Source organism: Kitasatospora sp. NPDC057518, assembly GCF_042802075.1.
In the GTDB taxonomy this organism is placed as follows: Bacteria; Actinomycetota; Actinomycetes; order Streptomycetales; family Streptomycetaceae; genus Kitasatospora.
Window position 1 is genome coordinate 1 of the sequence record NZ_JBHVEU010000069.1, and the last position, 26,240, is coordinate 26,240.

A 26,240-nucleotide genomic window follows, 5' to 3' on the forward strand; every position below is an offset into this window, starting at 1 on the left:
CCTATATAAACAATCAACCAGTCGTCGGCCGCTTCAGATGTGTATAAGACACCCCCCCCGCACACGCCCGTGGGCGGGGCCCCCGGAGGGGTCCGGCCCACGGCACGAGCGGGCTCAGACGGCCAGCAGGTCGACCACGAAGATCAGGGTCGAGTGCGGCGGGATCGCCGAGGTCGGCGACTGGGCGCCGTACGCCAGGTGCGACGGGATGGTCAGCTCGCGACGGCCGCCGACCTTCATGCCGACGACGCCCTGGTCCCAGCCCTTGATGACCCGGCCGCCGCCCAGCGGGAAGCGGAACTCGTTGGGGCTCCGGTTCCAGCTCGCGTCGAACTCCTCGCCGGTCTCGAAGGTCACACCGACGTACCGGACGCTGACGTTCTGGCCACGCTTGGCCTCCGCGCCGTCGCCCACGACGATGTCGCGGATCTGCAGCTCCGTCGGGGCGTCGCCGATCGGGAAGTCGATCTCGGGCTTCTCGTTGAGGTTGACGCTCACAGTCCCTCTTCTCACATTCGCTCTGCTGTCACGACCAAGCGGCGGACGCCCGCACCCGGTCCGTTCGTCCCGGACCACGGTACGGGCGCCCGCCGCCCGTTGGGGACCGGCCACGCGGCCGGACCCGAAGGTCACACGTGCACCATTGTCACCCGAAAGTGGATCAGCCCTGACCGGCGTCCAGGATGTCCACCACGAAGACCAGCGTCGCACCGGGCGGGATGTCGCCCTGGCCCTTGTCGCCGTAGCCCAGCGAGGCGGGGATCACCAGCTCGACCCGGCTGCCGACGGTCTGGCCCTCCAGGCCCTGGTCCCAGCCCTGGATGACCTGGCCGCCGCCGACCGGGAAGGTGAACGCCTGGCCCTTGCTGAGCGAGGAGTCGAACACCTTGCCGCTGGAGAACAGCGCGCCGGTGTACTGGACGACGACCTTCTCGCCCTTCTCCACCTTCGGCCCGGTGCCCTTGATCAGGACGTGCGACTTCAGCTCGGTCGGGTCCTTCGCCCCGGCGACCGGGGTGATCTCGGCCGGCTTCTTGCCGTTGTCCTTGACCTGCGGGAAGTCCGCGGGCGGCGGGGTGACGGTACCGCTCACCACGGCGTCGGGCGCGTTGGCGTTGCGGATGTCGATCACGAAGACCAGGTCGTCCTTGGGACCGATCGACATGTCGGCCTTGCCCTGGGCGCCGAACGCGGCGGCCGGCGGGGCCACCACCAGCAGCCGGCTGCCGGCCTTCTTGCCGATCACGGCCTGGTCCAGCGCCGGGATCAGCGAGTCGGTCCCGGCCTGGAAGATCTGCGGCTTCCCGTTGGCGTCGTACGAGCTCGGGATGTCCTTGCCGGTGTTCCAGTCCTTGGCGGTGTAGTCCACCGAGGCCCAGGAGTTCTTCTCCACCTTGGCGCCGGTGCCCTCGGTGAGCACCTTCACCACGAAGGAGCCGTCGGAGGCCTCGCCCGGGATCTGGATGTCGGCCTTCTTGCCGAAGTCGCCGGCGACCGTCGGCAGCACCTTGGCGCTGTCCTTGATCGGCGGCACCGGGTCGGCGGTCGGCGTGGGCGGCGCGCTCTTGGCCGCGTCCGGCTTGGCCGCGGCGCTGTCCTTGGAGCCGTCCTTGTTCACCATGTACAGCGTGACGCCGCTGCCGACCAGCAGCAGGGCGATCACCGTGCCGAGGATCACGCCCAGCTTGCCGACGCCGGGCGGGTTCTCGTCGTACCCGGCCTCCGACGTGTCGGACTTGCGCACGTTGGAGGCGAAGATCTGCGGGGCGTCGTCCGTCTTGGTCCCGCCCGCGGCGCGCGGCGCCTCGCCGGGCTGCGCCCAGCCCGCCTGCTGCGCCAGGATCGCCGGGGGGACGACGATCGACTCGCGGTCCCCGCCAACCGGACCGCCGGGACGAGAGGCGGCCGGGTCACCCGCGGAGCTGTCGTTCGCCGCGGTGCCGGCCCCGCCCGGGCTCGGCGTCTTCTCAGTCATGACTCCCCATCCATCTCGCCACGAGGTCTTCCAGGTCTGCGCCCGGCGTGGGCACGCCGGCCTGCCGTCGCACCGCCCGCCCCGGACCTCGGCGCCGGGCGGCGCCTGCCACAGTGCGTGGGCAGTATGACAGCTCAGGATGAGGGCGGACGCTTCGTTGTACGAGCGTCCGCCCAAGCGTACGGAATCCCCCCGGTGACTTCCTAGACCGCTTCGAGAATGTCGATCACGAAGACCAGGGTCGAGTTCGCCGGAACCGAGCCCTGCGCCTTGTCCTGGTAGCCGAGCGCCGGCGGCACCACCAGCAGGACCCGGCTGCCGACGTTCTGCCCGACCAGGCCCTTGTCCCAGCCCTCGATCACGCTGCCGGTGCCGATCTGCACCGCCTGCGCGCCGCCGTGCGTCCAGGAGGCGTCGAACTGCTGGCCGTTGGCCCAGAGCACCCCGGTGTACTGCACCACCAGGGTCTGCCCGCTCTTGACCTGCTTGCCCTCGCCCTTGATCAGCACCGCCTGCTGGAGGTCGGTGGGCGCGGCCTGCCCGGTCGGGATCGTGATCGTGGCCGGCGCCTTGCCGTTGTCCTTGACCTGCGGCATCGTCGCGGCCGGCTCGGCCATCGCCCCGGTCAGCGTGGAGTCCGGCGGCAGGCTCTCCATGATGTCCAGCACGAACACCACGGTGTCGCCCTTGTTGACGCCCAGCTGGGTGGAGCCCTGCTCGCCGAAGGCCGCCGCCGGCGGGGCGACCACCAGCAGCCGGCTGCCCACCTTCTTGCCGATCACGCTCTGGTCCAGCGCCGGCACCAGCTGCCCGCTGCCGGCCTGGTAGAGCTGCGGCTTGCCGTTGGCGTCGTACGAACTGGGCAGGTCCTTGGCGGTGGTCCAGTCCCTGGCGGTGTAGTTGACCGTCACCCAGTCGCCCTTGTTGACGGTCGCCCGGTCGCCCTCGCTGACCGTGTTCACCACGAACTGGCCGCCGGGCTGCTGGCCCTCGGGGATGGTGATGGTGGCCTTGCTGCCGAACCCGCCACCCGAAAGAGTGGGCATCGGTGACGCCTCGCCGACCGGCGCGGGCACCGTCGGGGCGGCGCTCGCCGCGGACGGCGTCACCGGGCCCGCCGCCTTGGGCGAGCTGCTGCAGGCGACCGCGAGCAGCAACGGCAGGGTGAGAAGCAAACCGGCGGTGCGGCGCACGGTGGTCCTAACTGTCGGTCGAAGTCGGCTCTCCTGACTCGACGGACAGCGTATGCCCGGCACGCGTCCGGCCCCGGTAGACACCACCGGGGCCGGTCGCCGCCTTGATCACACGGCCGGGGGCTACATCCCCGCGATCAGCTTCTCCACCCGCTCGTCCACCGAACGGAACGGGTCCTTGCACAGCACCGTGCGCTGCGCCTGGTCGTTCAGCTTCAGGTGCACCCAGTCGACCGTGAAGTCCCGGCGCTGCTCCTGGGCCCGCCGGATGAAGTCCCCGCGCAGCCGCGCCCGGGTGGTCTGCGGCGGGATCGACTTGGCCTCGAAGGTCTTGAGGTCGGTGGTCACCCGCTGCGCCTGGCCCTTGCCCTGGAGCAGGTAGAACAGGCCGCGGCGGCGGTGGATGTCGTGGTACGCGAGGTCGATCTGCGCCACCCGCGGGTTGGACATGCTCATCTGGTGCTTCTCGCGGTAGCGCTCGATGAGCTTGTACTTCATGATCCAGTCGATCTCCTGGGCGACCCCGTCCAGCCGCTCGCTGCGGACGGCCTCCAGGGTGCGGCCCCACAGGTCGAGGACCCGGGCGACGGTGCCGGTGTTGATGCCCTTGCGGTCCGCGAACTCCAGGGCCTTGGTGTAGTACTCCTCCTGGATGTCCAGCGCGCTGGCCTCCCGGCCGTTGGCGAGCCGCACCTGGTGGGTGCCGGTGAGGTCGTGGCTGACCTCGCGGATCGCCCGGATCGGGTTCTCCAGGGTGAGGTCGCGCATCACCACGCCGGCCTCGATCATCCGCAGCACCAGGTCGGTGGAGCCGACCTTGAGCAGCGTCGTGGTCTCCGACATGTTGGAGTCGCCGACGATCACGTGCAGCCGGCGGTAGCGTTCGGCGTCCGCGTGCGGCTCGTCCCGGGTGTTGATGATCGGGCGCGAGCGGGTGGTGGCGGAGCTGACGCCCTCCCAGATGTGCTCGGCCCGCTGGCTGACGCAGAACACCGCGCCGCGCGGGGTCTGGAGCACCTTGCCCGCGCCGCAGATCAGCTGCCGGGTGACCAGGAACGGGATCAGCACGTCGGCCAGCCGGGAGAACTCCCCGTGCCGGGCGACGCAGTAGTTCTCGTGGCAGCCGTAGGAGTTCCCGGCCGAGTCGGTGTTGTTCTTGAAGAGGTAGACGTCCCCGGCGATGCCCTCCTCGTGCAGCCGGCGCTCGGCGTCCACCAGGAGCCCCTCGAGGATGCGCTCACCGGCCTTGTCGTGCGTCACCAGCTCGACGACGTCGTCGCACTCGGGGGTGGCGTACTCGGGGTGGGAGCCGACGTCGAGGTAGAGGCGGGCGCCGTTGCGCAGGAAGACGTTGCTGCTGCGGCCCCAGGAGACGACCCGGCGGAACAGGTACCGCGCCACCTCGTCCGGGGACAGCCGTCGCTGCCCGCGGAACGTGCAGGTCACGCCGTACTCGTTCTCCAGCCCGAAAATCCGGCGGTCCATGAGCACTCCATTCTCTGTCGGAGCTGTCCGAAACCGCCTCCACGACGACTGGGCCGCCGCAGGGGCACCGGAGTCCCGGACGACGGCGGCGGGGCCGCCGTCCGGGACTCCACAGGCACTGCTACACCGGCGTGCCGTCCGCCGGGTTGTCCTCGTCGTCCGCTTCCGCGGACTGGTCCCCGTCGAGCAGCCGGCCCAGCTGGTTGCCCAGGATCCGCTTGAACTTGCGCTGCTGGAACCGCTGGCGGTCGAGGACCGCCACCTCCAGCTGCTCCGGCGTGAGGCCGCGCGGGCTGCCGCCGTTGGGGTCGCGGGCGAGCGAGTCCACGGCGAGCTTCACCGCCTCGGTGAGGCCGATGCCGGCGCGGTGGCGCTGGCCCAGGTAGTTGCCGATCGAGTCGGCGTTGCCGCCGACCACCACGTAGTTCTTCTCGTCCACGACCGAACCGTCCGGCGTGAGCCGGTAGATCTGGTCGTTGTCGGGGGTGCGGCCGACCTCGGCCACGATCAGCTCGACCTCGTACGGCTTCTCGCCGACCGAGGAGAAGATGGTGCCCAGGGTCTGGGCGTACACGTTGGCCAGGCCGCGGGCCGTGACGTCGGCCCGGTCGTAGGAGTAGCCGCGCAGGTCGGCGTAGCGGACGCCGCCGATGCGCAGGTTCTCGAACTCGTTGTAGCGGCCGACCGCCGCGAAGGCGATCTTGTCGTAGATCTCGGAGACCTTGTGGAGCGCCCTGGAGGTGTTCTCCGCGACGAAGACGATGCCGTCGGCGTAGGTGAGCACGACCACGCTGCGGCCGCGCGCGATGCCCTTGCGGGCGTACTCCGCGCGGTCCGCCATGGCCTGCTGGGGCGAGACGTAGAACGGTGTCGACACCGGCGGTCGTCCCCTTTCTGTGAGGTGATGGCGTGGGGGTGTCTTGTGGAACTTAGCCGGGTCCGCGACGCCAGGGCACGCACCTCGCGGCGTTGTCGTCGGTCGCCAATGCTCCGCAGTGGCTCCCTCCTCCGCCTTGCGATGCACGCACCCTGACGCCGCGGCCTGATCCGACAAGATCCACAAGACACCCCCTAGATCAGCGGGGCCTGCGGGCCGTTGGGCCGGTCCAGGCGCTCGTCGGTGATGGCGACGACGATCTCCGTCACCTCCGCGTCGGTGAGCCGGCGGAAGCCGTCCTCGGTGATCAGCGAGACGATCGGGAAGATCTTCCGGGCGAGGTCCGGGCCGCCGGTGGCGGAGTCGTCGTCCGCCGCGTCGTACAGGGCCTGGACGACCAGGGTGGCGGCCTGGTCGGCCGTCAGGCCGTCGCGGTAGAGCTTCTTCAGCGAGCCGCGGGCGAAGACCGAGCCCGAGCCGGTGGCGGCGAAGCCGCGCTCCTCGGACCGCCCGCCGGTGACGTCGTAGTTGAAGATCCGGCCGCGGCCGAGGTCCAGGTCGTAGCCGGCGAACAGCGGCACCACCGCGAGGCCCTGCATCGCCATGCCCAGGTTGCCCCGGATCATGGTGGTGAGCCGGTTGGCCTTGCCCTCCAGGGAGAGGGTGGCGCCCTCGATCTTCTCGTAGTGCTCCAGCTCCAGCTGGAACAGCCGGACCATCTCGACCGCGAGGCCGGCGGTGCCGGCGATGCCGACCGCGCTGTACTCGTCGGCCGGGAAGACCTTCTCCATGTCCCGCTGGGCGATCACGTTGCCCATCGTCGCCCGGCGGTCACCCGCGATCACGACGCCGCCGTCGAAGATCGCGGCCACCAGCGTGGTCCCGTGCGGGGCCTCGACCACGACGCCCTCGGGGAGCCCCCGGAGCCCGGGGACCATCTCCGGCTTGTGCTCGGCAAGGAAGTCGAGGAACGAGGACGACCCCGGGGTCAGGAAGGCAGCCGGTAGACGCCCGGTGCCACGAGTGTTGGCTTCCACACGATTCCTTCCAGGTAGCTTGAAGCGCGCGCTGCCCGCACCCTACCCGCCCGACGATCACTGTCCACGGGTGGAGGGGCCGGTGCCGGACGGCCGGGCGGTGTTCGCCGCCCGGCCGCCCCGATCGGTCGCGACCGTGAATTCGGAATGCCCGGACCGGGCTATTGCCCGCCCTTCTGGACGAATCCGCGAACGAAATCCTCGGCATTCGACTCGAGGACCTCGTCGATTTCGTCCAGAACCGCGTCGACGTCGTCGCTCAGCTTTTCCTGGCGCTCCTTGAGGTCCTCGGAATTCTGGCTTTCCGCGGCCTGCTCCTCGACCTCCTCGGAGGAGCGGTTCGCCCGCTGCTGGCCGCCGCCGGTGTCCTTGCTCGCCATTTCCCTCACCCCGCTCGATTCGTCTGGCACGGTTGGGTCGTTGCTTGCTGCACCGACCCTATACACAAGGTGCGACTGCCGCTCCCGGTTTGCCGGTGGCGCTTCCTGTCCAACACCCGCTGCCACCCCGGATGATTCCCATTCGGCGGACGTTCACCCATGGTGATCGAAAAGTTACCCGCCGGACAGCACCCGGAGCAGGTCCTCGGCCGTGCGGCAGCGGTCCAGCAGCTCCTTGACGTGGTTGCGGGTCCCGCGCAGCGGTTCCAGGGTGGGCACGCGCTGCAGCGAGTCCCGGCCGGGCAGGTCGAAGATCACCGAGTCCCAGGAGGCCGCCGCGACGTGCTCCGCGTACTGCTCCAGGCAGCGCCCGCGGAAGTACGCCCGGGTGTCGTCCGGCGGCTTGGAGACGGCCCGCTCGACCTCGCCCTCGGTGAGCAGCCGCTCGAACCGCCCGCGGGCCACCAGGCGGTTGTAGAGGCCCTTCTCCGGCCGTACGTCGCTGTACTGGAGGTCGACCAGGTGCAGCCGCGGGTTGTCCCACTCCAGGGCGTCCCGGCTGCGGTAGCCCTCCAGGATCTCCCGCTTGGCGACCCAGTCCAGCTGCCGGGACAGCGACATCGGGTCGCGCTCCAGCCGGCCGAGGACGTCCTCCCAGCGGGTCAGCACGTCCACCGTCTGCTCGTCCGCGTCGGTGCCGAAGCGGTCCTCGACGTACTTGCGGGCGAGCTCGAAGTACTCGAGCTGGAGCTGGACGGCGGTGAGCTTGCGCCCGTTGCGCAGGGTGATCAGGTGCTTGAGCGTCGGGTCGTGGGAGACCCGGTGCAGGGTGCGCACCGGCTGGTCGACGGCGAGGTCGGCGGCGATGAACGAGTCCTCGATCATCGACAGCACCAGCGCGGTGGTGCCCAGCTTGAGGTAGGTGGAGATCTCGGAGAGGTTGGCGTCGCCGATGATCACGTGCAGCCGGCGGTACTTCTCGGCGTCGGCGTGGGGTTCGTCCCGGGTGTTGATGATCGGGCGCTTGAGCGTCGTCTCCAGACCCACCTCGACCTCGAAGTAGTCCGCCCGCTGGCTGAGCTGGAAGCCGTGCGCCGAGCCGTCCTGGCCGATGCCGACCCGGCCGGCGCCGGCGACCACCTGGCGGGAGACGAAGAACGGGGTGAGGTGGCGGACGATGTCGGCGAACGGTGTCGCCCGCTTCATCAGGTAGTTCTCGTGGGTGCCGTAGGAGGCGCCCTTGTTGTCGGTGTTGTTCTTGTACAGGTGGATGGTCTGCCCGTTGGGCAGTTCCAGCGCGCGCTGCGCGGCGGCGGCCATGATCCGCTCGCCGGCCTTGTCCCAGAGCACGGCGTCGCGCGGGTTGGTCACCTCGGGCGAGCTGTACTCGGGGTGCGCGTGGTCCACGTAGAACCGGGCCCCGTTGGTGAGGATGACGTTGGCGAGGCCGATGTCCTCGTCGGTCAGCTGGCTGGCGTCCGCGACCTCGCGGGCCAGGTCGAACCCCCGTGCGTCGCGCAGCGGATTCTCCTCCTCGAAGTCCCAGCGGGCCCGCCGTGCCCGGTGCATCGCCGCCGCGTACGCGTTGACGATCTGGGACGAGGTGAGCATGGCGTTGGCGTTGGGGTGCCCGGGCACGGAGATCCCGTACTCCGTCTCGATGCCCATCACGCGCCGTACGGTCATGCGGCCCTCCTTGCCCGGTGCACCGCCCCCGACGGGCGGAGCACTCTGACGTACCGCCGAACAACACCGGTGCCGGGCCTCTGCCCGCGCACGGTGGGTCGAGCCTAGAACCCGGCGCCGAACGGCGGGCCCGGAGACGCGCCGTCCGGCTGCGGGGCCGCGAGGCGCCACAGCCGGACGGTGTGCGTACAGCTCCGGGGACCGCTGCCGGCCCGGACAACCGCGTGCTTACAGGTACTGCCCCGTGTTGGCGACAGTGTCGATCGAGCGGCCGGACTCGGCGCCCTGCTTGCCGGTGACCAGCGTGCGGATGAAGACGATCCGCTCGCCCTTCTTGCCGGAGATGCGGGCCCAGTCGTCCGGGTTGGTGGTGTTCGGGAGGTCCTCGTTCTCCTTGAACTCGTCGACGCAGGCGGCGAGCAGGTGGGAGACGCGCAGGCCCCGCTGACCGTGGTCGAGGAAGTCCTTGATGGCCATCTTCTTCGCGCGGTCGACGATGTTCTGGATCATCGCGCCGGAGTTGAAGTCCTTGAAGTACAGGACCTCCTTGTCACCGTTGGCGTAGGTGACCTCCAGGAAGCGGTTCTCCTCGGTCTCGGAGTACATCCGCTCCACCACCGACTGGATCATCGCGACCACCGTGGCCTCGACGGAGCCCTCGTGCTCCTTGAGGTCGTCCGGGTGGAACGGCAGCGAGTCCTTGAGGTACTTGGAGAAGATGTCCTTCGCGGCCTCGGCGTCCGGGCGCTCGATCTTGATCTTGACGTCCAGGCGGCCGGGCCGCAGGATCGCCGGGTCGATCATGTCCTCGCGGTTCGAGGCGCCGATGACGATGACGTTCTCCAGGCCCTCCACGCCGTCGATCTCGGCGAGCAGCTGCGGGACGATGGTGTTCTCCACGTCCGAGCTGACGCCGGAACCGCGGGTGCGGAACAGCGACTCCATCTCGTCGAAGAAGACGATGACGGGCGTGCCCTCGCCCGCCTTCTCCCGGGCCCGCTGGAACACCAGGCGGATCTGCCGCTCGGTCTCGCCCACGTACTTGTTGAGCAGCTCGGGGCCCTTGATGTTGAGGAAGTAGCTCTTCCCCTGGGGGCGTCCGGTGACCTCGGCCACCTTCTTCGCCAGCGAGTTGGCGACCGCCTTGGCGATCAGCGTCTTGCCGCAGCCGGGCGGGCCGTAGAGCAGCACGCCCTTGGGCGGGCGCAGCTCGTACTCCTTGAAGAGGTCGGCGTGCAGGTACGGCAGCTCGACCGCGTCGCGGATCAGCTCGATCTGGTTGCTCAGGCCGCCGATCTGGCGGTAGTCGATGTCCGGGACCTCCTCGAGGACCAGCTCCTCGACCTCGGACTTCGGGACGACCTCGAAGACGTAGCCGGAGCGGGGCTCCAGCAGCAGGGCGTCCCCGGACCGGATGGTCAGCCCGCGCAGCGGTTCGGCGAGGCGCACCACCCGCTCCTCGTCGGTGTGCCCCAGCACCAGGGCGCGCTCGCCGTCCTCCAGGAGCTCCTTGAGGGTGACGATCTCGCCGATGTTCTCGAAGGCCATCGCGTCCACGATGTTGAGGGCCTCGTTGAGCATCACTTCCTGGCCGCGCCGCACCTCGTCGAGGGCGACGCTCGGGCTGACGTTCACGCGGAGCTTGCGCCCGCCGGTGAAGATGTCCGCGGTGCCGTCCTCGTTCGCGTCGAGGAAGGTGCCGAAGCCGGCCGGGGGCTGTGCCAGCCGGTCCACTTCCTCCTTGAGGGCCACGATCTGGTCGCGGGCCTCTCGCAGGGTGGAGGCGAGCCGTTCGTTCTGGGCGGTCACGCCCGCCAGGTTGGTCTGGAGCTCGACGATCCGCTCTTCGAGGATCCTCGAATTGCGCGGCGAGTCGGCGAGCTTGCGGCGCAGCACGGCGATTTCCTGCTCAAGGTACGAGACCTGAGCGGCCTCGTCGGAACCACGAGCGGGCCTGCCGGTGCTGCGGTTGTAGTCGTCATCGTGGGCTGCCACGGTCCTCACCTCCTCCGGGGAGCTGGACGCTTCCAGACCCTACCTGGGACCAGGGGTCCGTAAACCCCTAGATCAAGAAAGATGGAACGGGCGTGTCCGATCTTCGCCCCAGCGTGCTTCCCCTCTGCTAAGGGGGATACCCACCGCGCACCACCCAAAGCGGGCCAGATGTATCGTCGAGCGAAGTGATATCCGATCGCGACCACAAGTCGAGGTCCGATCGTTGTACGAATGGCGGGATTGCTCCAGGAATAGGGGCGACCCGGGACAGAAACGGCAGGGGACCATGTCGGTGACCGAGCAGACGGCGGCGGCCGAGGCGCTGGAGGTGTGGATCGACCAGGATCTGTGCACCGGTGACGGCATCTGCGTGCAGTACGCGCCCGAGGTCTTCGAGCTCGACATCGACGGGCTGGCCTACGTGAAGGGGCCGGACGACGAGCTGCGCCAGCAGCCCGGGGAGAGCGCCCCGGTGCCGCTGACGATCCTTCAGGACGTGGTGGACTCGGCGAAGGAGTGCCCCGGCGACTGCATCCACGTGCGCCGGGTCGCCGACCGGGTCGAGGTGTACGGCCCCGACGCGGACTAGGACGGGCCGGGCTCAGGCCTGGTGGAGCGGGGCGGCGGTCTGGGAGCGTTCCCAGCCGCCGCTCCGCTGCGTCCAGGTGAGGTCGAGCGAGATGTCGGGCCGGAACCGCGGCACGTCCTCGCTCGAATACCCCTGCGCGTGGCCGGTGATGGCGCCGTCCGAACGCACCGCGATCCGGCTCACGGTGAGGTTCTCGCGCTCGGGGAGCAGGGTGGCCACCACCTCGGGGCGCCCGCCCGGGCCGAAGCCGAGCAGGTAGACGGCGTCCGGCGGGGTGCCGGTCTCGGTGGCGCAGTGCGCGGCGACCACCGTGCCGGGGCGTCCGTCGCCGAGCCGGGCCGGCACGCTGAGCGCCGTCTTGACCGGGAACGGGCCGCAGTCCAGCGGGAGTTGGGCCCGGGCCGGGTCGGGGGCGGCGCTCGCGACGAGGGCCTGGGGGGTGCCGTGCGCGGGCACCGGGGTGCCGGTCGCCGGGGAGGCCGCGAGCGCGGCCGCCACCACCGCGCCGCAGCCGGCCAGGGCGACGGCCCAGTGCCAGGGGACGGTGCGCGCGTGCCCGGGCCCGGAACGGCCCCGCGGTGTCTGCTGTCCAACCGTCGCCGTCGTCCCGACCGCGGTCTCCACCAGGCGTCCCCTCCAGCGCTCCAAGAGCCAAGGCGTGAGCCAGCATCGTCCCACACCGTGATCGGCGGAATGCGAAAGGGGTGGTACGAGCGGTGTGCTCGTACCACCCCTTGTCGGTGGGTTCGGGGCTCAGCCCAGGTCGGGCTGGTCCGCCTCCGTGGCCTGGGCGGCCTTGCGGGCGGCGGCGCGCTCCTGGAGGGTGGGCTCGGGCGTCCCGTTGTCGTAGTCCTCGCCGTACGCGCCCTTGGCCGGACGGCGGCGGCGCAGCGGCGGCTCGACGCCGTCCGCCAGGCGGCGGGCGGTGAGCAGGAAGCCGGTGTGGCCGATCATCCGGTGGTCCGGACGGACCGCCAGGCCCTCCAGGTGCCAGGTGCGGACCATGGTCTCCCAGGCCTGCGGCTCGGTGAAGGTGCCGTGGTCGCGCAGCGCCTCGACGGTCTTCGACATCTGCGTGGTGGTGGCCACGTAGCAGCAGATGAGGCCGCCGGGGACGAGCGCCTTGGAGGCGACGTCCAGGCACTCCCAGGGCGCCAGCATGTCGAGGATGACGCGGTCGACGTCGGTCTCGACCAGGTTGTCCTGGAGGTCGCCGACGGTGAGCTTCCACGCCGGGTGCGGGCCGCCGAAGTAGCGCTCGACGTTGCCCTGGGCGATGTCGGCGAAGTCCTGCCGGCGCTCGTAGGAGGCCAGCATGCCGGTGTCGCCGACGGCGCGCAGCAGGTAGGTGGAGAGCGCGCCGGAGCCGACGCCGGCCTCGACGACGCGGGCGCCGGCGAAGATGTCGGCCATCGCCAGGATCTGCCCCGCGTCCTTGGGGTAGATCACGGCGGCGCCGCGCGGCATGGACAGGACGTAGTCGGGGAGCAGGGGGCGCAGCGCGAGGTACGGGACGTTCCCCGTGGTGCGCACGACCGTGCCTTCGGGGGCGCCGATCAGCTCGTCGTGCGGGAACGCACCCTTGTGGGTGTGGAACTGGTTCCCGGCCTGGAGCGTGAACGTGTAGTGGCGACCCTTGGGGTCGGTCAGCTGGACCTGGTCCCCGACCTGGAAGGGCCCGCGTCGGCGGGCGGCACCGGTCGGTTCGGACATGCGGACAATCCTAAGGGAAGCGGAGCCTTCCGCCTTACCACCATGATCAGCGGCCGGAGACGGCGGCGGTCAGCCGCTGCTCGATGTCGCTGAGCGCGGCCACGCCGTACACCCGGCCGTCCGGCTCGACCACCAGGTACTCCCCCGCCGGGGTGGCCTGGACGGCCCGCAGCAGGTCCTCGCCGCCGAGGTCGGCGTCCAGCCGCAGCCCGGGTTCGAGGTCGCGGGCGAGCGGGCCGACGGCCACCCAGGGGCGGCGGTGCTCGGGCACCGAGCGGACGGCGGACTCCCGGACCAGGGCGATCGGCTCGCCCCGGCCGTCCACCACGATCACCGCGCCGGCCCCGGCCTCGCGGGCGCGGCGCAGCGCCTCGCCGAGCGGGGTGTCGGCGGTGACCTCGACGGCCCGCCGGGCCAGCTCGCGCAGCCGCAGGGAGGGCAGCACCTCCTTGAGCCGGGCGTTGCGCAGGCTGCCGGTGGCGCCGTTCCAGATGATCGCGGCGAGCACCGCGGCCAGCACCGCGTCCACCAGGGTGTCGGTGGTGGTGCGCTCGACCCCGCGGGCGGCGCTCAGCAGCGGCAGGCCGATCAGCACGGCGACGGCCAGCCCGCGGCCGACCCAGGCGGCGGCCACCGTGCCGGTCATCGGCCGGCCGGTGATCGCCCAGACGACCGCGCGCAGCATCCGGCCGCCGTCCAGCGGCAGGCCGGGCAGCAGGTTGAACGCGGCGACCACCAGGTTGGAGACCATCAGGCCGGTGAGCAGCACCCCGGGCACGGTGGACAGCTCCACCGCCCGCACCCCGAGGTAGAACACGCCGCCGAGCAGCAGCGAGAGCAGCGGGCCGACGAAGGCCAGCCAGAACTCCCGCCAGGGGCTCTCCGCCTCGTTCTCGATCTCGGAGACCCCGCCGAAGAACTGGAGCTGGATCCGCCGCACCCCGAGCTTGTACCGCAGTGCCACCAGCGTGTGGGCGAGCTCGTGCACCAGGACGGAGGCGTAGAAGGCGACCGCGAAGAAGAACGCGACCAGGTAGCGGGCGCCGCCGAGGTCGGGCAGCACGTCGCCCAGCTGCCCGCCGAACACCCAGGTGATCAGCGCGGCGATGACGAACCAGGAGGGGGTGACGTAGATGGGCACGCCGAAGGGCCGGCCCATCAGGATTCCGCCGCGGCGCTCGGGCGGCGGCGCGGCCGGGCGCCCGTCGCCCGCCTGCGGTGGCTGTTCGGAGGGCTGCTGCCCCCTGCTGTCGCTCACCGTGATCCCTTCGGTCGTCTCCCCCGTCGTGCCCGGTGCGCCCACGCTACGTGATCGCGGCCCCCCGGCGCTGCGCGGCCCTCCTTCTGCCTTCATACCCACTCACCGGCGGCTGTGGCAGCACCGTGGCAGCGGGATGACAGCAAAGGGCAATAGGGTCGTAGCCATGCAGCACACCCAGACCAGCAGTGCCGCCGGGCGCCCGGCGGCACCCCCGACCGGGCTCTCCCCGTCCCGAGCGGGGGACTTCCTCACCTGTCCCCTGCTGTACCGGCTGCGGGTGATCGACCGGCTGCCCGAGCCGCCGAGCTCGGCGGCGACCCGGGGCACGCTGGTGCACGCGGTGCTGGAGCGGCTGTTCGACAGCCCGGCGGCCGAGCGGACCCCGGACCGGGCGCTGGGCCTGCTGCGCCCGCAGTGGGAGCGGCTGCTGGGCGAGCGCCCGGAGCTGGGCTCGCTGTTCCCGGACGACCCGGACGGTGCGGCGCTCACCCGCTGGCTGGCGGACGCCGAGAAGCTGGTCGGCCAGTGGTTCCGGCTGGAGGACCCGACCCGGCTGCACCCGGTGGAGCGGGAGCTCTACGTGGAGACGGCCCTGGACTCGGGGCTGCTGCTGCGCGGCTACATCGACCGGGTGGACGTCGCCCCGACCGGCGAGGTCCGGCTGGTGGACTACAAGACCGGCCGGGCGCCCTCGCGGGACTTCGAGGGCAAGGCGATGTTCCAGATGAAGTTCTACGCCCTGGTGGTGTGGCGCTGGAAGGGCGTGCTCCCCAAGCGCCTCCAGCTGGTCTACCTCGGCGGGGGCGGGGACGTGGTCAGCTACGACCCGGACGAGGCGGACCTGCTCGCGGTGGAGCGCAAGCTCCGGGCGCTGTGGGAGCGGATCGGCCACGCGGTGGCCACCGGGGACTTCCCGGCGACCCGCAACCGCCTCTGCGACTGGTGCGACCACCAGGCCAGCTGCCCGGAGTTCGGCGGCACCCCGCCGCCGTACCCGCTGCCGCTGGCCCGTACGTCGGATGAAAGCGATCCCACGGGGGATCCGATGAGCAAGGAGTCCTAGGTGACGATCCGAGTGCTGCTGGTCGACGACCAGCCGCTGCTGCGCACCGGTTTCCGGATGATTCTGGAGGCCGAGTCCGACCTGGTGGTGGTCGGCGAGGCCGGCGACGGCCAGCAGGCGCTGGACCAGGTGCGGGCGCTGCAGCCCGACGTGGTGCTGATGGACATCCGGATGCCCAGGATGGACGGCGTCGAGGCGACCCGCCGGATCGCCGGCCCGGGGCGCGACGGCCCGGCCAAGGTGCTGGTGCTGACCACCTTCGACCTGGACGAGTACGTGGTGGAGGCGCTGCGCGCGGGCGCCAGCGGCTTCCTGCTGAAGGACGTCCCGGCCGAGGAGCTGGTGCAGGCGATCCGGGTGGTCGCGGACGGCGCGGCGATGCTGGCGCCGAGCATCACCCGCCGGCTGCTGGACATGTACGCCACCAAGCTGCCCTCGGGCGACGAGGCGCCGCCGCAGGCGCTGGGCGCGCTGACCGAGCGTGAGCTGGAGGTGCTGAAGCTGGTGGCGCGCGGGCTGTCGAACGCGGAGATCGCGGCCGAGCTGTTCGTCAGCGAGACCACCGTCAAGACCCACGTGGGCCATGTGCTGACCAAGCTCCAGCTGCGCGACCGGGTGCAGGCGGCGGTGTACGCCTACGAGAGCGGGCTGGTGCGCCCGGGCGCCCTGTAGCGGGCCGCTAGCGGCCCCAGGGCGGCAGAAACGTCACGGCGGCCCGCCTGCTCCCCCGTACCGACGGGGAAGCGGGCGGGCCGCCGTCCTGCGGGCGCTACTTGTTGGTCCGGCTGATCTCCCAGAAACGGAAGTAGCCGGTGGTGTCGACGGTGGACTCGACGCCGGTGACGTACGAGCGGGCCGCGAAGAAGGACTTGTTCTGGTACAGCGGGATCAGCGGCACGTTCTCGGCCTCGATCTGCTGTATCTGCGCGTAGGTGCCGGCCGCGGCGCTGCGGTCGGTCTGCTTGAGGCCCTCCGGCACCAGCCGGCCGCTGATCCGCGGGTCGTCCCAACCGTGGTGGTACGCACCGCCGTTGATCAGCAGCGGGGCGAGGTAGTTGTCCGGGTCCGGGTAGTCGGCGAACCAACCGATGATGTACGCCTGGTACTTGCTCTCGGCCCAGCCCTTGCGGTACGAGTCCCAGTCCGGCTCCTGGGCGAGCGTCACCTGGAACAGGCCGCCGGTCTCCAGCTGCTTCTTCAGCGTCTCGGCCTCGTTGCTGCCGGCCCGCGAACGGGACCAGGTCAGCGTGAACTTGACCGGGGTCTGGACCTTGGCGTCGGCCAGGATCTTCTTGGCCTTGTTCACGTCCTGGTCGCCGTAGCGGTCGAAGAAGGCCGTGGTGTGGCCGGGCAGGCCGGCCGGGACCATGGAGTAGAGCGCCTGGACGGTGCGGGCGAAGACGTCGCGGGCCAGCGCCTTGCGGTCCATCATCTGGGCGACGGCCTGGCGGACCGCGACGTTGCTCATCAGCGGGTCCTTGGTGTTGAGGACCAGCGAACGGGTGTCGTTGCTGTCGCCCTCGGTCACCTGGAGGTCGGCCTTGCCGCCCTGCTGGTCGGAGCGGACCTGGGCGGCGGTGTTCGGCTCCAGGCTGTTGTCGGTGAGGTCGATCTCGCTCTTGTCCAGCGCGGTCTTCAGGTCCTCGGCCTTGTCGAAGTACCGCACGGTGAACTTGCTGTTCCGGAGCTTGGCCTCGCCGCCGTACTTGTCGTTGGCCGACAGCACGACCTTGCCCAGCTGCTTGCCGCCGTTCAGGTTCTCGACCGAGTCGATGCGGTACGGGCCGGAGCCGATCAGCTTGTCGTTGGGGACGACCTTGTCGGCGGGGTAGACCTGGTGGTCCACGATGGCGCCGGCCGGGCTCGCCAGCTTGGCGGGCAGGGTGGCGTCGGGCGCGGAGAGGTGGAAGAGCACCTCGTTGTCGCCCTTGGCCTCGACGGACTTGATCGAGTCCAGCAGTTCGACCGGGCCGTTCTGGTCGTTGATCTTCTTGGTGCGCTCGATCGAGAAGACCACGTCCTGGGCCGTCATCGGGTGCCCGTTGGAGAACTTCAGACCGGGCTTCAGGGTGCAGTGGTACTCGGTGGCCTCGGCGCTGGTGAACTCGCAGGACTGCGCGGCGTCCGGGGAGGGCGCGCTGGCGGCGGCCTGGAAGGTGAGCAGCGACTGGAAGGTGTTGCGCAGCAGCAGCCAGGAGCCGGAGTCGTAGGCGGCGGCCGGGTCCAGGACACCGGTCAGCTGGCTGGTGCCCATGGTGATGGACTTGCCGCTGTCCCCCTTGACCACGTCGGTCACCGATCCGCAGCCCGCCACCGACACGGCGACCAGGCCGGCGCAACCGAGTACTGCCAGGCGTTCAGCTGAAGTCTTCACGAGGCGCGTCCTTCTGGGTGGCACGAACTGGAGTAGCGTGCCATATCGAACACGCACGACCGGTACCCGTGCAGATGACGTTTGGGACACGGTCGTTGAGGGCATCACCGCGCGCCCGACGAGTTGTCAGCCAATGACCGTTTTCTCCCCCGGCAGCGCCGGTCCGGGGGCTCGCCGGGCCTCGTACCGGCGAGTAGAGCCGTCTCGCAATGAGACGACAATCACACCCGCGAGGCGACCAGGGAGCGCAGCAGGTCGAGGTCGACCTGCTCCAGCGAGGACACCACCAGCCGCCCCGGAGCCGGCTCGACCGGCGCCACCGAGGGCACCGCGATCACCGGGCAGCCGGCCGCCTCGCCCGCCCGCACCCCGGTCGGGGTGTCCTCGACGACCACGCAGCGGGCCGGCTCCGCGCCCAGCCGCCGGGCCGCCTCCAGGTACGGGTCCGGGAACGGCTTGGTGCGCGGCACCTCGTCCCCGCCGATGCTGAAGGCGAAGTGGTGGGCGCCCAGCGAGCGCAGCACGATGTCGATCACGTGCCGGTGCGAGGCGGACACCAGGGCGGCCGGGATGCCGTGCGCGGCAAGGGTGTTGAGCAGCCGCTCGGCGCCCGGCATGAGCGGCACGCCGCCCGCCAGCAGGTCGACGAAGCGCTGGTTGACCAGCACGCCGAGGTCCGCCGGCGCGATGTCCGCACCGGTCCGGGCGACCAGGTACTCCATCACCCTGGCCATCGGACCGCCGACCACGTGGGCGCGGTCCGCCTCGTCCAGCTCGTGGCCCAGCTCGGCGAAGAGCGAGGCCTCGGCCTGCCACCAGAAGTCCTCGGTGTCCACCAGCGTCCCGTCCATGTCCAGCAGCACCGCCTGGAGCCCGCGGTCGTCCCCGTGGTCGAGGATGCGCGTGGCAGTGGGGCTGGTGGTCATGGCGGGGGTCCTTCCGGCAGGCCCGGGCGGCCCCGGGGAAGGCACGGGCCGGCCCGCAGGTGAGCGGACCGGCCCGTTCAGGATCATCAAGGATACGCCCGCTTCGTCCGGAAAGAGCGAATGCGGCGGGAACCGGGGGTTACCGGGCGTTGAAGTACTTCGCCTCCGGGTGGTGGATCACGATCGCGTCGGTGGACTGCTCCGGGTGGAGCTGGAACTCCTCGGAGAGCACCACGCCGATCCGCTCCGGCTTCAGCAGCTCGGCGATCTTGGCCCGGTCCTCCAGCTCGGGGCAGGCCCCGTAGCCGAGCGAGAAGCGGGCGCCGCGGTACTTGAGCGCGAACATGTCCTTGACGTCCTGCGGGTCCTCGCCGGAGAAGCCCAGCTCGTAGCGGACCCGCGCGTGCCAGAACTCGGCCAGCGCCTCGGCCAGCTGCACCGAGAGGCCGTGCAGCTCCAGGTAGTCCCGGTAGGAGTTCTCGGCGAACAGCTCGTTGGCCGCCTCGGAGATCCGGTTGCCCATGGTGACCACCTGGAGGCCCACCACGTCCCGCACCCCGGACTCCTCCGGGCGGAAGAAGTCGGCCAGGCAGAGCCGGCGCCCGCGCCGCTGGCGCGGGAAGGTGAAGCGGGTGCGCTCGGTGCCGTCCTCGTGGAAGACGATCAGGTCGTCGCCCTTGGAGTTGGCCGGGTAGTAGCCGTAGACCACGGCGGCCTCCAGCCAGCCCTCGGTCTGCAGGCGGTCCAGCCAGGCCCGCAGCCGCGGCCGGCCCTCGGTCTCCACCAGCTCCTCGTAGGACGGCCCGTCGCCGGCCCGGGAGGCTTTCAGGCCCCACTGGCCCTTGAACAGCGCGTCCTCGTCCAGCCAGGAGGCGTAGTCCGCGAACGGGATGCCCTTGACGATCCGGTCGCCCCAGAACGGCGGGACGGGCACGGCGTTGTCGACGGCGACGTCGGAGCGGATCTGGCCGAGGTTGACCTCGGGCTCCGGCTCCTCCACCTCGACCCGGGCGTGCCGGCGCTGCTTGAGCTCCGGCAGGGCCGCGCCGGGCACGCCGCGCTTGACCGCGATCAGCGCGTCCATCAGCCGCAGGCCCTCGAAGGCGTCCCGGGCGTAGCGGACCTCGCCCTCGTAGATCTCGTGCAGGTCCTGCTCGACGTAGGCCCGGGTGAGCGCGGCGCCGCCGAGGATCACCGGGAAGCTCGCGGCCAGCTTGCGCTGGTTCAGCTCCTCCAGGTTCTCCTTCATGATCACGGTGGACTTCACCAGCAGGCCGGACATCCCGATGACGTCCGCGTTGTGCTCCTGCGCGGCGTCCAGGATCGCCGAGACCGGCTGCTTGATGCCCAGGTTGACCACGTTGTAGCCGTTGTTGGACAGGATGATGTCGACCAGGTTCTTGCCGATGTCGTGGACGTCGCCCTTGACGGTGGCCAGCACGATGGTGCCCTTGCCCTCGCTGTCGGACTTCTCCATGTGCGGCTCCAGGTGGGCCACCGCGGTCTTCATCACCTCGGCGGACTGGAGCACGAAGGGCAGCTGCATCTGGCCGGAGCCGAAGAGCTCGCCGACCACCTTCATGCCGGACAGCAGGGTGTCGTTGATGATCTCCAGTGCGGGCCGACCGGCCAGCGCCTCGTCCAGGTCGGCCTCCAGGCCCTTGCGCTCGCCGTCGATGATCCGGCGCTGGAGGCGCTCGTCCAGCGGCAGCGCGGCCAGCTCCTCCGCCTTGGACGCCTTGACCGAGGCCGAGGAGACGCCGTCGAACAGCTCCAGCAGGTGCTGCAGCGGGTCGTAGCCGTCCCGGCGGCGGTCGTAGACCAGGTCGAGGGCGGCCTCGCGCTGGTCCTCGGGGATCCGGGAGATCGGCAGGATCTTGGAGGCGTGCACGATCGCCGAGTCCAGGCCGGCCTCCACGCACTCGTGCAGGAAGACCGAGTTCAGCACCACCCGGGCGGCCGGGTTGAGGCCGAAGGAGATGTTGGACAGGCCCAGCGTGGTCTGCACGGCCGGGCGGCGGCGCTTGAGCTCGCGGATCGCCTCGATGGTCTCGATGCCGTCCCGGCGGGACTCCTCCTGGCCGGTGGCCAGGGTGAAGGTGAGGCAGTCGACCAGGATCGAGCCCTCGTCGACGCCGTAGTCGGCGGTGAGCTCGGCGATCAGCCGCTCGGCGATCTCGACCTTCTTGTCCGCGGTGCGGGCCTGGCCCTCCTCGTCGATGGTCAGCGCGATCAGGCCGGCGCCGTGCTCGCGGGCCAGCGAGGCGATCCGGCCGAAGCGCGAGTCCGGGGCGTTGCCGTCCTCGTAGTTGACCGAGTTGAGCACCGCGCGGCCGCCGAGCGCCTCCAGGCCGGCCCGCAGCACCTGCGGCTCGGTGGAGTCCAGCACGATCGGCAGGGTGGAGGCGGTGGCCAGCCGGCCGGCGATCTCCTTCATGTCGGCGACGCCGTCGCGGCCGACGTAGTCCACGCAGAGGTCCAGCAGGTGGGAGCCGTCCCGGATCTGGTCGCGGGCGATCTCCACGCAGGCCTGCCAGTCGCCGGCCAGCATCGACTCGCGGAACTTCTTCGAGCCGTTGGCGTTGGTGCGCTCGCCGATCGCCAGGTACGAGGTGTCCTGGCGGAACGGCACGGCCTGGTACAGCGAGGCCGCCGAGGGCTCGGGGCGGGGGTCGCGCGGGGCGATCGGGCGGCCCTGGACCCGCTCGACCACCTGGCGCAGGTGCTCGGGGGTGGTGCCGCAGCAGCCGCCGACCAGCGAGAGGCCGTACTCGCGGGTGAACACGTCGTGGGCGTCGGCCAGTTCGGCCGGGGAGAGCGGGTAGTGGGCGCCGTCCTTGCCGAGCACCGGCAGGCCCGCGTTCGGCATGCAGGACAGGCCGATCCGGGCGTTCTTGGCCAGGTAGCGCAGGTGCTCGCTCATCTCGGCCGGGCCGGTGGCGCAGTTGAGGCCGATGTAGTCGACGCCCAGCGGCTCCAGCGCGGTGAGCGCGGCGCCGATCTCCGAGCCGAGCAGCATGGTGCCGGTGGTCTCCACCGTCACCTGCACCAGCACCGGCAGGTCCAGGCCGGCCTCGGCCAGGGCCCGCTTGGAGCCCAGGATGGCGGCCTTGGTCTGCAGCAGGTCCTGGCTGGTCTCGACCAGCAGCGCGTCGGCGCCGCCGGCGATCAGGCCGGCCGCGTTCTGCTGGAACCCGTCGCGCAGCGTCTCGTACGGGGCGTGGCCGAGCGTCGGCAGCTTGGTGCCGGGGCCGATCGAGCCGAGCACCCAGCGGGTGCGGCCGTCGGCGGCGGCGTGGGCGTCGGCCGCCTCGCGGGCGATCCGGGCGCCGGACTCGGAGAGCTCGAAGATCCGCTCGGCGATCTCGTACTCGCCGAGGGCGCTGAAGTTGGCGCCGAAGGTGTTGGTCTCCACGCAGTCCACGCCGACCGCGAAGTAGGCCTCGTGGACGGACCGGACGATGTCCGGGCGGGTGGTGTTGAGGACCTCGTTGCAGCCTTCGAGGTTCTGGAAGTCCTCCAGCGTCGGGTCCTGCGCCTGGAGCATGGTGCCCATGGCACCGTCGGCGACCACCACCCGGGTGGCGAGCGCTTCACGCAGCGCGTTCGCACGGTTCTGCTGAGTGATGGACGGGGTGGCTGCTGTGGCCATGGGCTTCTCCCTGGTGCGACGGCTGTCGGCTTTGCGGACCCGCTTGCTCGGGCCCGCACGTGGCCAGGGTATCCGGCCCACGGGTCGGCCCGCCGTTCCATTCCGTATCCTGAGCGTTCGACCGCAAGGGGGGAGCAAGCGCGTGGCCCGATTCGGGACCTCCGCGCAGCGAGCCGGTCGGGCCCTGACGGCCCCGTTCCGCGTGCTGCGCGACCGCTGGCGGGCGTGGTCGTGGTGGCGCCGGTCACTGCTGGCCCTGGTGCTGGTGGCGGCCGTGCCGGCCACCGCGCTGGGCTCGGTGTTCGTGCTGTTCCGGCTGCACTACACCGGCGAGCCCGCCGCCGACGCCCGTACCCGGGGCCGGGACGCGCTCTGGCTCGGCCACGCCTGGGTGGACGGCCGCAGGACCGAGGCCGACGTGGCCGCGCTGGGCCGGCTACTGGCCGGCACCGGCATCCGGGACCTCTACGTGCACACCGGCCCGCTGGAGCACGACGGCTCGCTGCCGCCCGCCGTCCACCCCCGGGGCCGCTGGTTCACCGACACCGTGCACCGGGAGCTGCCCGGCGTACGGCTGCAGGGCTGGCTGGGCGACGAGGTCAAGCCGGAGAAGGACGCCCTGGACCTGGAGGACGGCCCGACCCGGGACCGGGTCACCGCCTCCGCCCGCCAGGTGCTGGACCTCGGCTTCGACGGGGTGCACTTCGACATGGAGCCGATCCGCCCGGGTTCGGCGGGCTGGCTGGCCCTGCTCGACCAGGTCCGCCCGGTCACCGCGGGGCGCGGCGCCAAACTGTCGGTGGCGGCCCCGCAGATCGACCCGGTCCCCGGCCTGCACACGGCCGGGATCCTGCTCACCGACCACGGCAAGTGGTGGGACCAGGCGTACTTCACCGAGACCGCCCGCCGGGTCGACCAGATCGCGGTGATGAGCTACGACACCTCGATGCCCACCGAGCCGCTGTACGGCGGCTACGTCGCCCGGCAGACCGAACTCGCCCTGCGGGCCACCCCGGCCGACGTGGACCTGCTGATGGGCCTGCCGTTCTTCTGGGACGACAAGTGGGGGCACTGGGGCGACGCCGAGACCGTCCGGGCCGCCGTCCGGGGCGTCCGGCTGGGCCTGGGCCGGGAGGACCGGCGGCGGGCCGGCTTCGGCGTCGCGCTGTACGTGGACTTCGCCGCGTTGCCCGAGCACTGGACGGCGTACCGCGACGGCTGGGTGGACCCGGAGTAGCGCGCCCGGCGGGCCCGTGCGCCGGGCGGCGGCGGGCACAGCGCGTCGCCGGTCGAACACGCTCCGCCCCTGGTGAACGCCTGACGGACCGTCAGCTCCGGCGCCGCCGATATCCGGTGGATCCCGGCGGTCCGCTCCCCCAGACTGTCCCGGTGCCCGGCCGCGGTGCGCATCAAAGCCCGTAGGCTGGGCAGGTAGGGACCATGGAGCGAGGCGTTCCATGGGAGACGAGAGGTTCGACAGTCGGCAGCCGGCCCGTCGGCGCCCCGGCAGGCCAGCCGGGGCGGCGCAGGTCCGACCGCCGACCGGAGGGAGACGCTGGGTGATCGAGCTGGAAGATGTTCCCGAGTTGATCGACCCGGTGATGGTCTGCGCCTTCGAGGGCTGGAACGACGCGGGCGACGCCGCCTCCGCGGCTCTGGCACACCTCGACGAGACCTGGAACGGCAAGGTGTTCGCCGCGCTGGACGCGGAGGACTACTACGACTTCCAGGTCAACCGGCCCACGGTCTGGCTGGACGGCGGCATCCGCCGGATCACCTGGCCGACCACCCGGCTCTCGGTGATCCGGGTGACGGAGCCGACGACCAGGGACGTCGTGCTGGTCCGCGGCATCGAGCCGAGCATGCGCTGGCGCTCGTTCTGCAACGAGCTGCTGGGCTTCGCCCACGAGCTGGGCGTCGAACTGGTGGTGATCCTGGGCGCCCTGCTCGGGGACACCCCGCACAGCCGCCCGGTGCCCGTCAGCGGGGTCACCTCCGACCCGGACCTGGCCCGTCGGCTGGACCTGGAGGAGAGCCGCTACGAGGGGCCCACCGGCATCGTCGGGGTGCTCCAGGAGGCCTGCACCCACGCCGGGGTGCCGGCCGTGACGCTGTGGGCCGCGGTGCCGCACTACGTCTCGCAGCCGCCGAACCCGAAGGCCACCCTGGCCCTGGTCAACAAGCTCGAGGACCTGCTGGACCTGCGCATCCCGCCGGGCGAGCTCGCCGAGGACGCCCGGGCCTGGCAGCTCGGCGTGGACCAGCTGGCCGCCGAGGACAGCGAGGTGGCCGAGTACGTCCAGCAGCTGGAGGAGGCGCAGGACACCGCGGAGCTGCCGGAGGCCTCCGGCGACGCCATCGCCCGCGAGTTCGAGCGCTACCTGCGCCGCCGGGAGAACGTCGGGCCGACCGGCGAGAAGCCGGTGGCCGGGCACGCCACGGCGGAGCGGCCGGCCGATCCGGAGGCGCCGGGCGGCGCCCGGGAGAGCCAGGACGGCGCCGAGGACGAGTAGCCCGTACCGCACACGCCGAAGGGGCGTCGGGACCGCGTGGTCCTGACGCCCCTTCGGCGTGTGGTGCTGGGTCGCTTCGGCGGGGTTACGACACCGGGGTCACAGCGCGACGCCGAGCAGGGCGTCCACGGTGCGGGTCACCAGGCCGGGAGCGCCGATGTCGGTGCCGCCCTCGGTCTCCTGCCGGTCCGCCCAGCGGTCGACCGCGGCCAGCGCGGCGGGCGCGTCCAGGTCGTTCGCCAGCGCCTCGCGCACCTCGGCGAGCAGCTGCTCGGCCGAGGGGCCGTCCGGGCGGGAGACCGCGGCTCGCCAGCGGGCGAGGCGCTCGACGGCCTCGTCCAGGGTGCTCTTGGTCCACTCCCAGTCGGCCCGGTAGTGGTGCGAGAGCAGCGCCAGGCGGATCGCCGCCGGGTCGACGCCCTCGCGGCGCAGCGCCGAGACGAAGACCAGGTTGCCGCGGGACTTGGACATCTTGTGCCCGTCCAGGGCGACCATGCCGGCGTGCACGTACGCCTGGGCGTACGGGTGGGCGCCGGTGGCGACCTGGGCGTGCGCGGCGCCCATCTCGTGGTGCGGGAAGGAGAGGTCGCTGCCGCCGCCCTGGATGTCGAAGGACATCCCGAGGTACCGGAGGGCGATGGCGACGCACTCGATGTGCCAGCCGGGGCGGCCGTGGCCGAGCTCGGTGTCCCAGGCGGGCTCGCCCGGGCGGGCGGCCAGCCAGAGCAGGGCGTCCAGCGGGTTGCGCTTGCCGGGGCGGTCCGGGTCGCCGCCGCGCTCGGCGAAGACCGGGCGCATGGCCTCGCGGGTGAGGCCGGAGACCTCGCCGAAGCGCGGGTCGGCGTCGACCGAGAAGTAGATGTCGCCGTCCACGTGGTAGGCGGCGCCGGAGGCCAGCAGCTTCTGCACGATCGGGACGATCCACGGGATCGACTCGACGGCGCCGATGTAGTGGGCCGGCGGGAGCATCCGCAGCGCGGTCATGTCCTCGCGGAACAGGGCCGTCTCGCGCTCGGCGAGGGCGGTCCAGTCCTGGCCGGTCTCGACCGCGCGGGCGAGCAGCGGGTCGTCGACGTCGGTGACGTTCTGGATGTACAGGACGTCGTGACCGGCGTCCCGCCAGACGCGCTGCACCAGGTCGAACGCGTTGTAGGTGGCGGCGTGGCCCATGTGGGTCGCGTCGTAGGGCGTGATGCCGCAGACGTAGATCCGGGCGGTGCCGTCCTGCGGCACGACCTCCCGGACTGTGCCCGCTGCGGTGTCGTGGATACGGAGGGGGAGCCCCTGACCAGGCAGGGCGGGAACCTCGGAGGCGGGCCAGGCATGCATGGAAACAACTTTAACCTTGCGAACATTTGAAAGCCTAACCAGTACGAAAGATCGACTGGATTCGTTTCCTACCGTTGCCCGACAGTTTCCCGACTGGTATTGCACGGATCCGGCGCTGTCGGAACGCGTGGTGTACGCCCCCCGCACCCGGCTCCGGGCATGGGTGAGCGCCCGGTCGGCCCTGCCGCCGAC

21 protein-coding genes and 1 pseudogene are annotated in these 26,240 nt (G+C 71.3%); 5 read left to right on the plus strand and 17 right to left on the minus strand.

Annotated features, from left to right (window positions below):
• Positions 1-114: 114 nt before the first annotated feature.
• From ACFU7Z_RS09970 to arc, 10 genes and pseudogenes are all read right to left on the minus strand, one after another.
• A complete protein-coding gene (locus ACFU7Z_RS09970; protein WP_380660957.1) occupies positions 115-498 on the minus strand; it encodes an FKBP-type peptidyl-prolyl cis-trans isomerase in 384 nt (127 codons plus the stop codon).
• A gap of 163 nt (positions 499-661) precedes the next feature.
• Positions 662-1,975 (minus strand): FKBP-type peptidyl-prolyl cis-trans isomerase, encoded by a 1,314-nt coding sequence (locus ACFU7Z_RS09975; protein WP_049652002.1) that lies wholly within the window; start codon positions 1,973-1,975, stop codon positions 662-664.
• Positions 1,976-2,178: 203 nt separating this feature from the next.
• The gene (locus ACFU7Z_RS09980; protein WP_074002320.1) at positions 2,179-3,168 is read right to left on the minus strand and encodes an FKBP-type peptidyl-prolyl cis-trans isomerase; all 990 of its coding nucleotides are present in this window, start codon (positions 3,166-3,168) and stop codon (positions 2,179-2,181) included.
• Between the two features lie 123 nt (positions 3,169-3,291).
• Entirely contained in the window at positions 3,292-4,653 is a 1,362-nt protein-coding gene (pafA, locus tag ACFU7Z_RS09985; RefSeq protein ID WP_049652001.1) for a Pup--protein ligase, read from the minus strand.
• A 121-nt stretch (positions 4,654-4,774) separates the two neighbouring features.
• Complete coding sequence (gene prcA / locus ACFU7Z_RS09990) at positions 4,775-5,530, minus strand: proteasome subunit alpha (protein ID WP_049652000.1); 756 nt, start codon at positions 5,528-5,530, stop codon at positions 4,775-4,777.
• Positions 5,531-5,724: 194 nt separating this feature from the next.
• On the minus strand, positions 5,725-6,522 hold the full coding sequence (gene prcB, locus ACFU7Z_RS09995) for a proteasome subunit beta (RefSeq protein ID WP_369808298.1): 798 nt from the start codon (positions 6,520-6,522) through the stop codon (positions 5,725-5,727).
• Positions 6,519-6,596 (minus strand): annotated as a pseudogene (locus ACFU7Z_RS10000) (recombination endonuclease VII); the annotation flags it as partial. The gene prcB and the pseudogene ACFU7Z_RS10000, both read right to left, overlap by 4 nt.
• 132 nt (positions 6,597-6,728) lie before the next feature.
• Complete coding sequence (locus tag ACFU7Z_RS10005; protein WP_049652012.1) at positions 6,729-6,947, minus strand: ubiquitin-like protein Pup; 219 nt, start codon at positions 6,945-6,947, stop codon at positions 6,729-6,731.
• Between the two features lie 174 nt (positions 6,948-7,121).
• The gene (gene dop, locus ACFU7Z_RS10010) at positions 7,122-8,633 is read right to left on the minus strand and encodes a depupylase/deamidase Dop (protein WP_049651998.1); all 1,512 of its coding nucleotides are present in this window, start codon (positions 8,631-8,633) and stop codon (positions 7,122-7,124) included.
• A gap of 228 nt (positions 8,634-8,861) precedes the next feature.
• Positions 8,862-10,628 carry a proteasome ATPase gene (arc, locus tag ACFU7Z_RS10015; RefSeq protein WP_049651997.1) on the minus strand — a complete coding sequence of 589 codons (1,767 nt, stop codon included), beginning with the start codon at positions 10,626-10,628 and terminating at the stop codon, positions 8,862-8,864.
• A gap of 286 nt (positions 10,629-10,914) precedes the next feature.
• Here arc and ACFU7Z_RS10020 point away from each other — a divergent pair, with 286 nt between their 5' ends.
• The gene (locus ACFU7Z_RS10020; protein WP_380777184.1) at positions 10,915-11,217 is read left to right on the plus strand and encodes a ferredoxin; all 303 of its coding nucleotides are present in this window, start codon (positions 10,915-10,917) and stop codon (positions 11,215-11,217) included.
• A 12-nt stretch (positions 11,218-11,229) separates the two neighbouring features.
• On the opposite strand, the gene ACFU7Z_RS10025 is transcribed toward ACFU7Z_RS10020, so the two are convergent.
• The 3 genes from ACFU7Z_RS10025 to ACFU7Z_RS10035 form a co-directional block, all read right to left on the minus strand.
• Entirely contained in the window at positions 11,230-11,841 is a 612-nt protein-coding gene (locus tag ACFU7Z_RS10025; protein ID WP_380741655.1) for a hypothetical protein, read from the minus strand.
• Positions 11,842-11,970: 129 nt separating this feature from the next.
• A complete protein-coding gene (locus ACFU7Z_RS10030; protein ID WP_049650977.1) occupies positions 11,971-12,930 on the minus strand; it encodes a tRNA (adenine-N1)-methyltransferase in 960 nt (319 codons plus the stop codon).
• 46 nt (positions 12,931-12,976) lie between these two features.
• Positions 12,977-14,188, minus strand: coding sequence for a site-2 protease family protein (locus tag ACFU7Z_RS10035; protein ID WP_049650978.1), 1,212 nt, complete (start codon positions 14,186-14,188; stop codon positions 12,977-12,979).
• 166 nt (positions 14,189-14,354) lie between these two features.
• On the opposite strand from ACFU7Z_RS10035, the gene ACFU7Z_RS10040 reads away from it, so the two are divergent.
• Positions 14,355-15,254, plus strand: coding sequence for a RecB family exonuclease (locus tag ACFU7Z_RS10040; protein ID WP_049650979.1), 900 nt, complete (start codon positions 14,355-14,357; stop codon positions 15,252-15,254).
• The gene (locus ACFU7Z_RS10045; RefSeq protein WP_049650980.1) at positions 15,255-15,926 is read left to right on the plus strand and encodes a response regulator transcription factor; all 672 of its coding nucleotides are present in this window, start codon (positions 15,255-15,257) and stop codon (positions 15,924-15,926) included.
• A 97-nt stretch (positions 15,927-16,023) separates the two neighbouring features.
• On the opposite strand, the gene ACFU7Z_RS10050 is transcribed toward ACFU7Z_RS10045, so the two are convergent.
• The 3 genes from ACFU7Z_RS10050 to metH all read right to left on the minus strand — a co-directional run bounded on the left by ACFU7Z_RS10050 (position 16,024) and on the right by metH (position 22,206).
• Positions 16,024-17,628 carry an ABC transporter substrate-binding protein gene (locus ACFU7Z_RS10050; protein WP_158077697.1) on the minus strand — a complete coding sequence of 535 codons (1,605 nt, stop codon included), beginning with the start codon at positions 17,626-17,628 and terminating at the stop codon, positions 16,024-16,026.
• 221 nt (positions 17,629-17,849) lie between these two features.
• Positions 17,850-18,554 (minus strand): HAD family phosphatase, encoded by a 705-nt coding sequence (locus ACFU7Z_RS10055; RefSeq protein ID WP_049650982.1) that lies wholly within the window; start codon positions 18,552-18,554, stop codon positions 17,850-17,852.
• 139 nt (positions 18,555-18,693) lie between these two features.
• Positions 18,694-22,206: a methionine synthase gene (gene metH / locus ACFU7Z_RS10060; protein WP_380741657.1), complete on the minus strand. Its 3,513-nt coding sequence runs from the start codon at positions 22,204-22,206 to the stop codon at positions 18,694-18,696.
• A 142-nt stretch (positions 22,207-22,348) separates the two neighbouring features.
• On the opposite strand from metH, the gene ACFU7Z_RS10065 reads away from it, so the two are divergent.
• Positions 22,349-23,443, plus strand: a complete 1,095-nt coding sequence (locus tag ACFU7Z_RS10065; protein WP_198959341.1) for a hypothetical protein — start codon at positions 22,349-22,351, stop codon at positions 23,441-23,443.
• A gap of 322 nt (positions 23,444-23,765) precedes the next feature.
• A complete protein-coding gene (locus tag ACFU7Z_RS10070) occupies positions 23,766-24,719 on the plus strand; it encodes a PAC2 family protein (protein ID WP_049650984.1) in 954 nt (317 codons plus the stop codon).
• 99 nt (positions 24,720-24,818) lie between these two features.
• On the opposite strand, the gene mshC is transcribed toward ACFU7Z_RS10070, so the two are convergent.
• Positions 24,819-26,048 carry a cysteine--1-D-myo-inosityl 2-amino-2-deoxy-alpha-D-glucopyranoside ligase gene (mshC, locus tag ACFU7Z_RS10075; RefSeq protein ID WP_049650985.1) on the minus strand — a complete coding sequence of 410 codons (1,230 nt, stop codon included), beginning with the start codon at positions 26,046-26,048 and terminating at the stop codon, positions 24,819-24,821.
• Positions 26,049-26,240 lie beyond the last annotated feature (192 nt).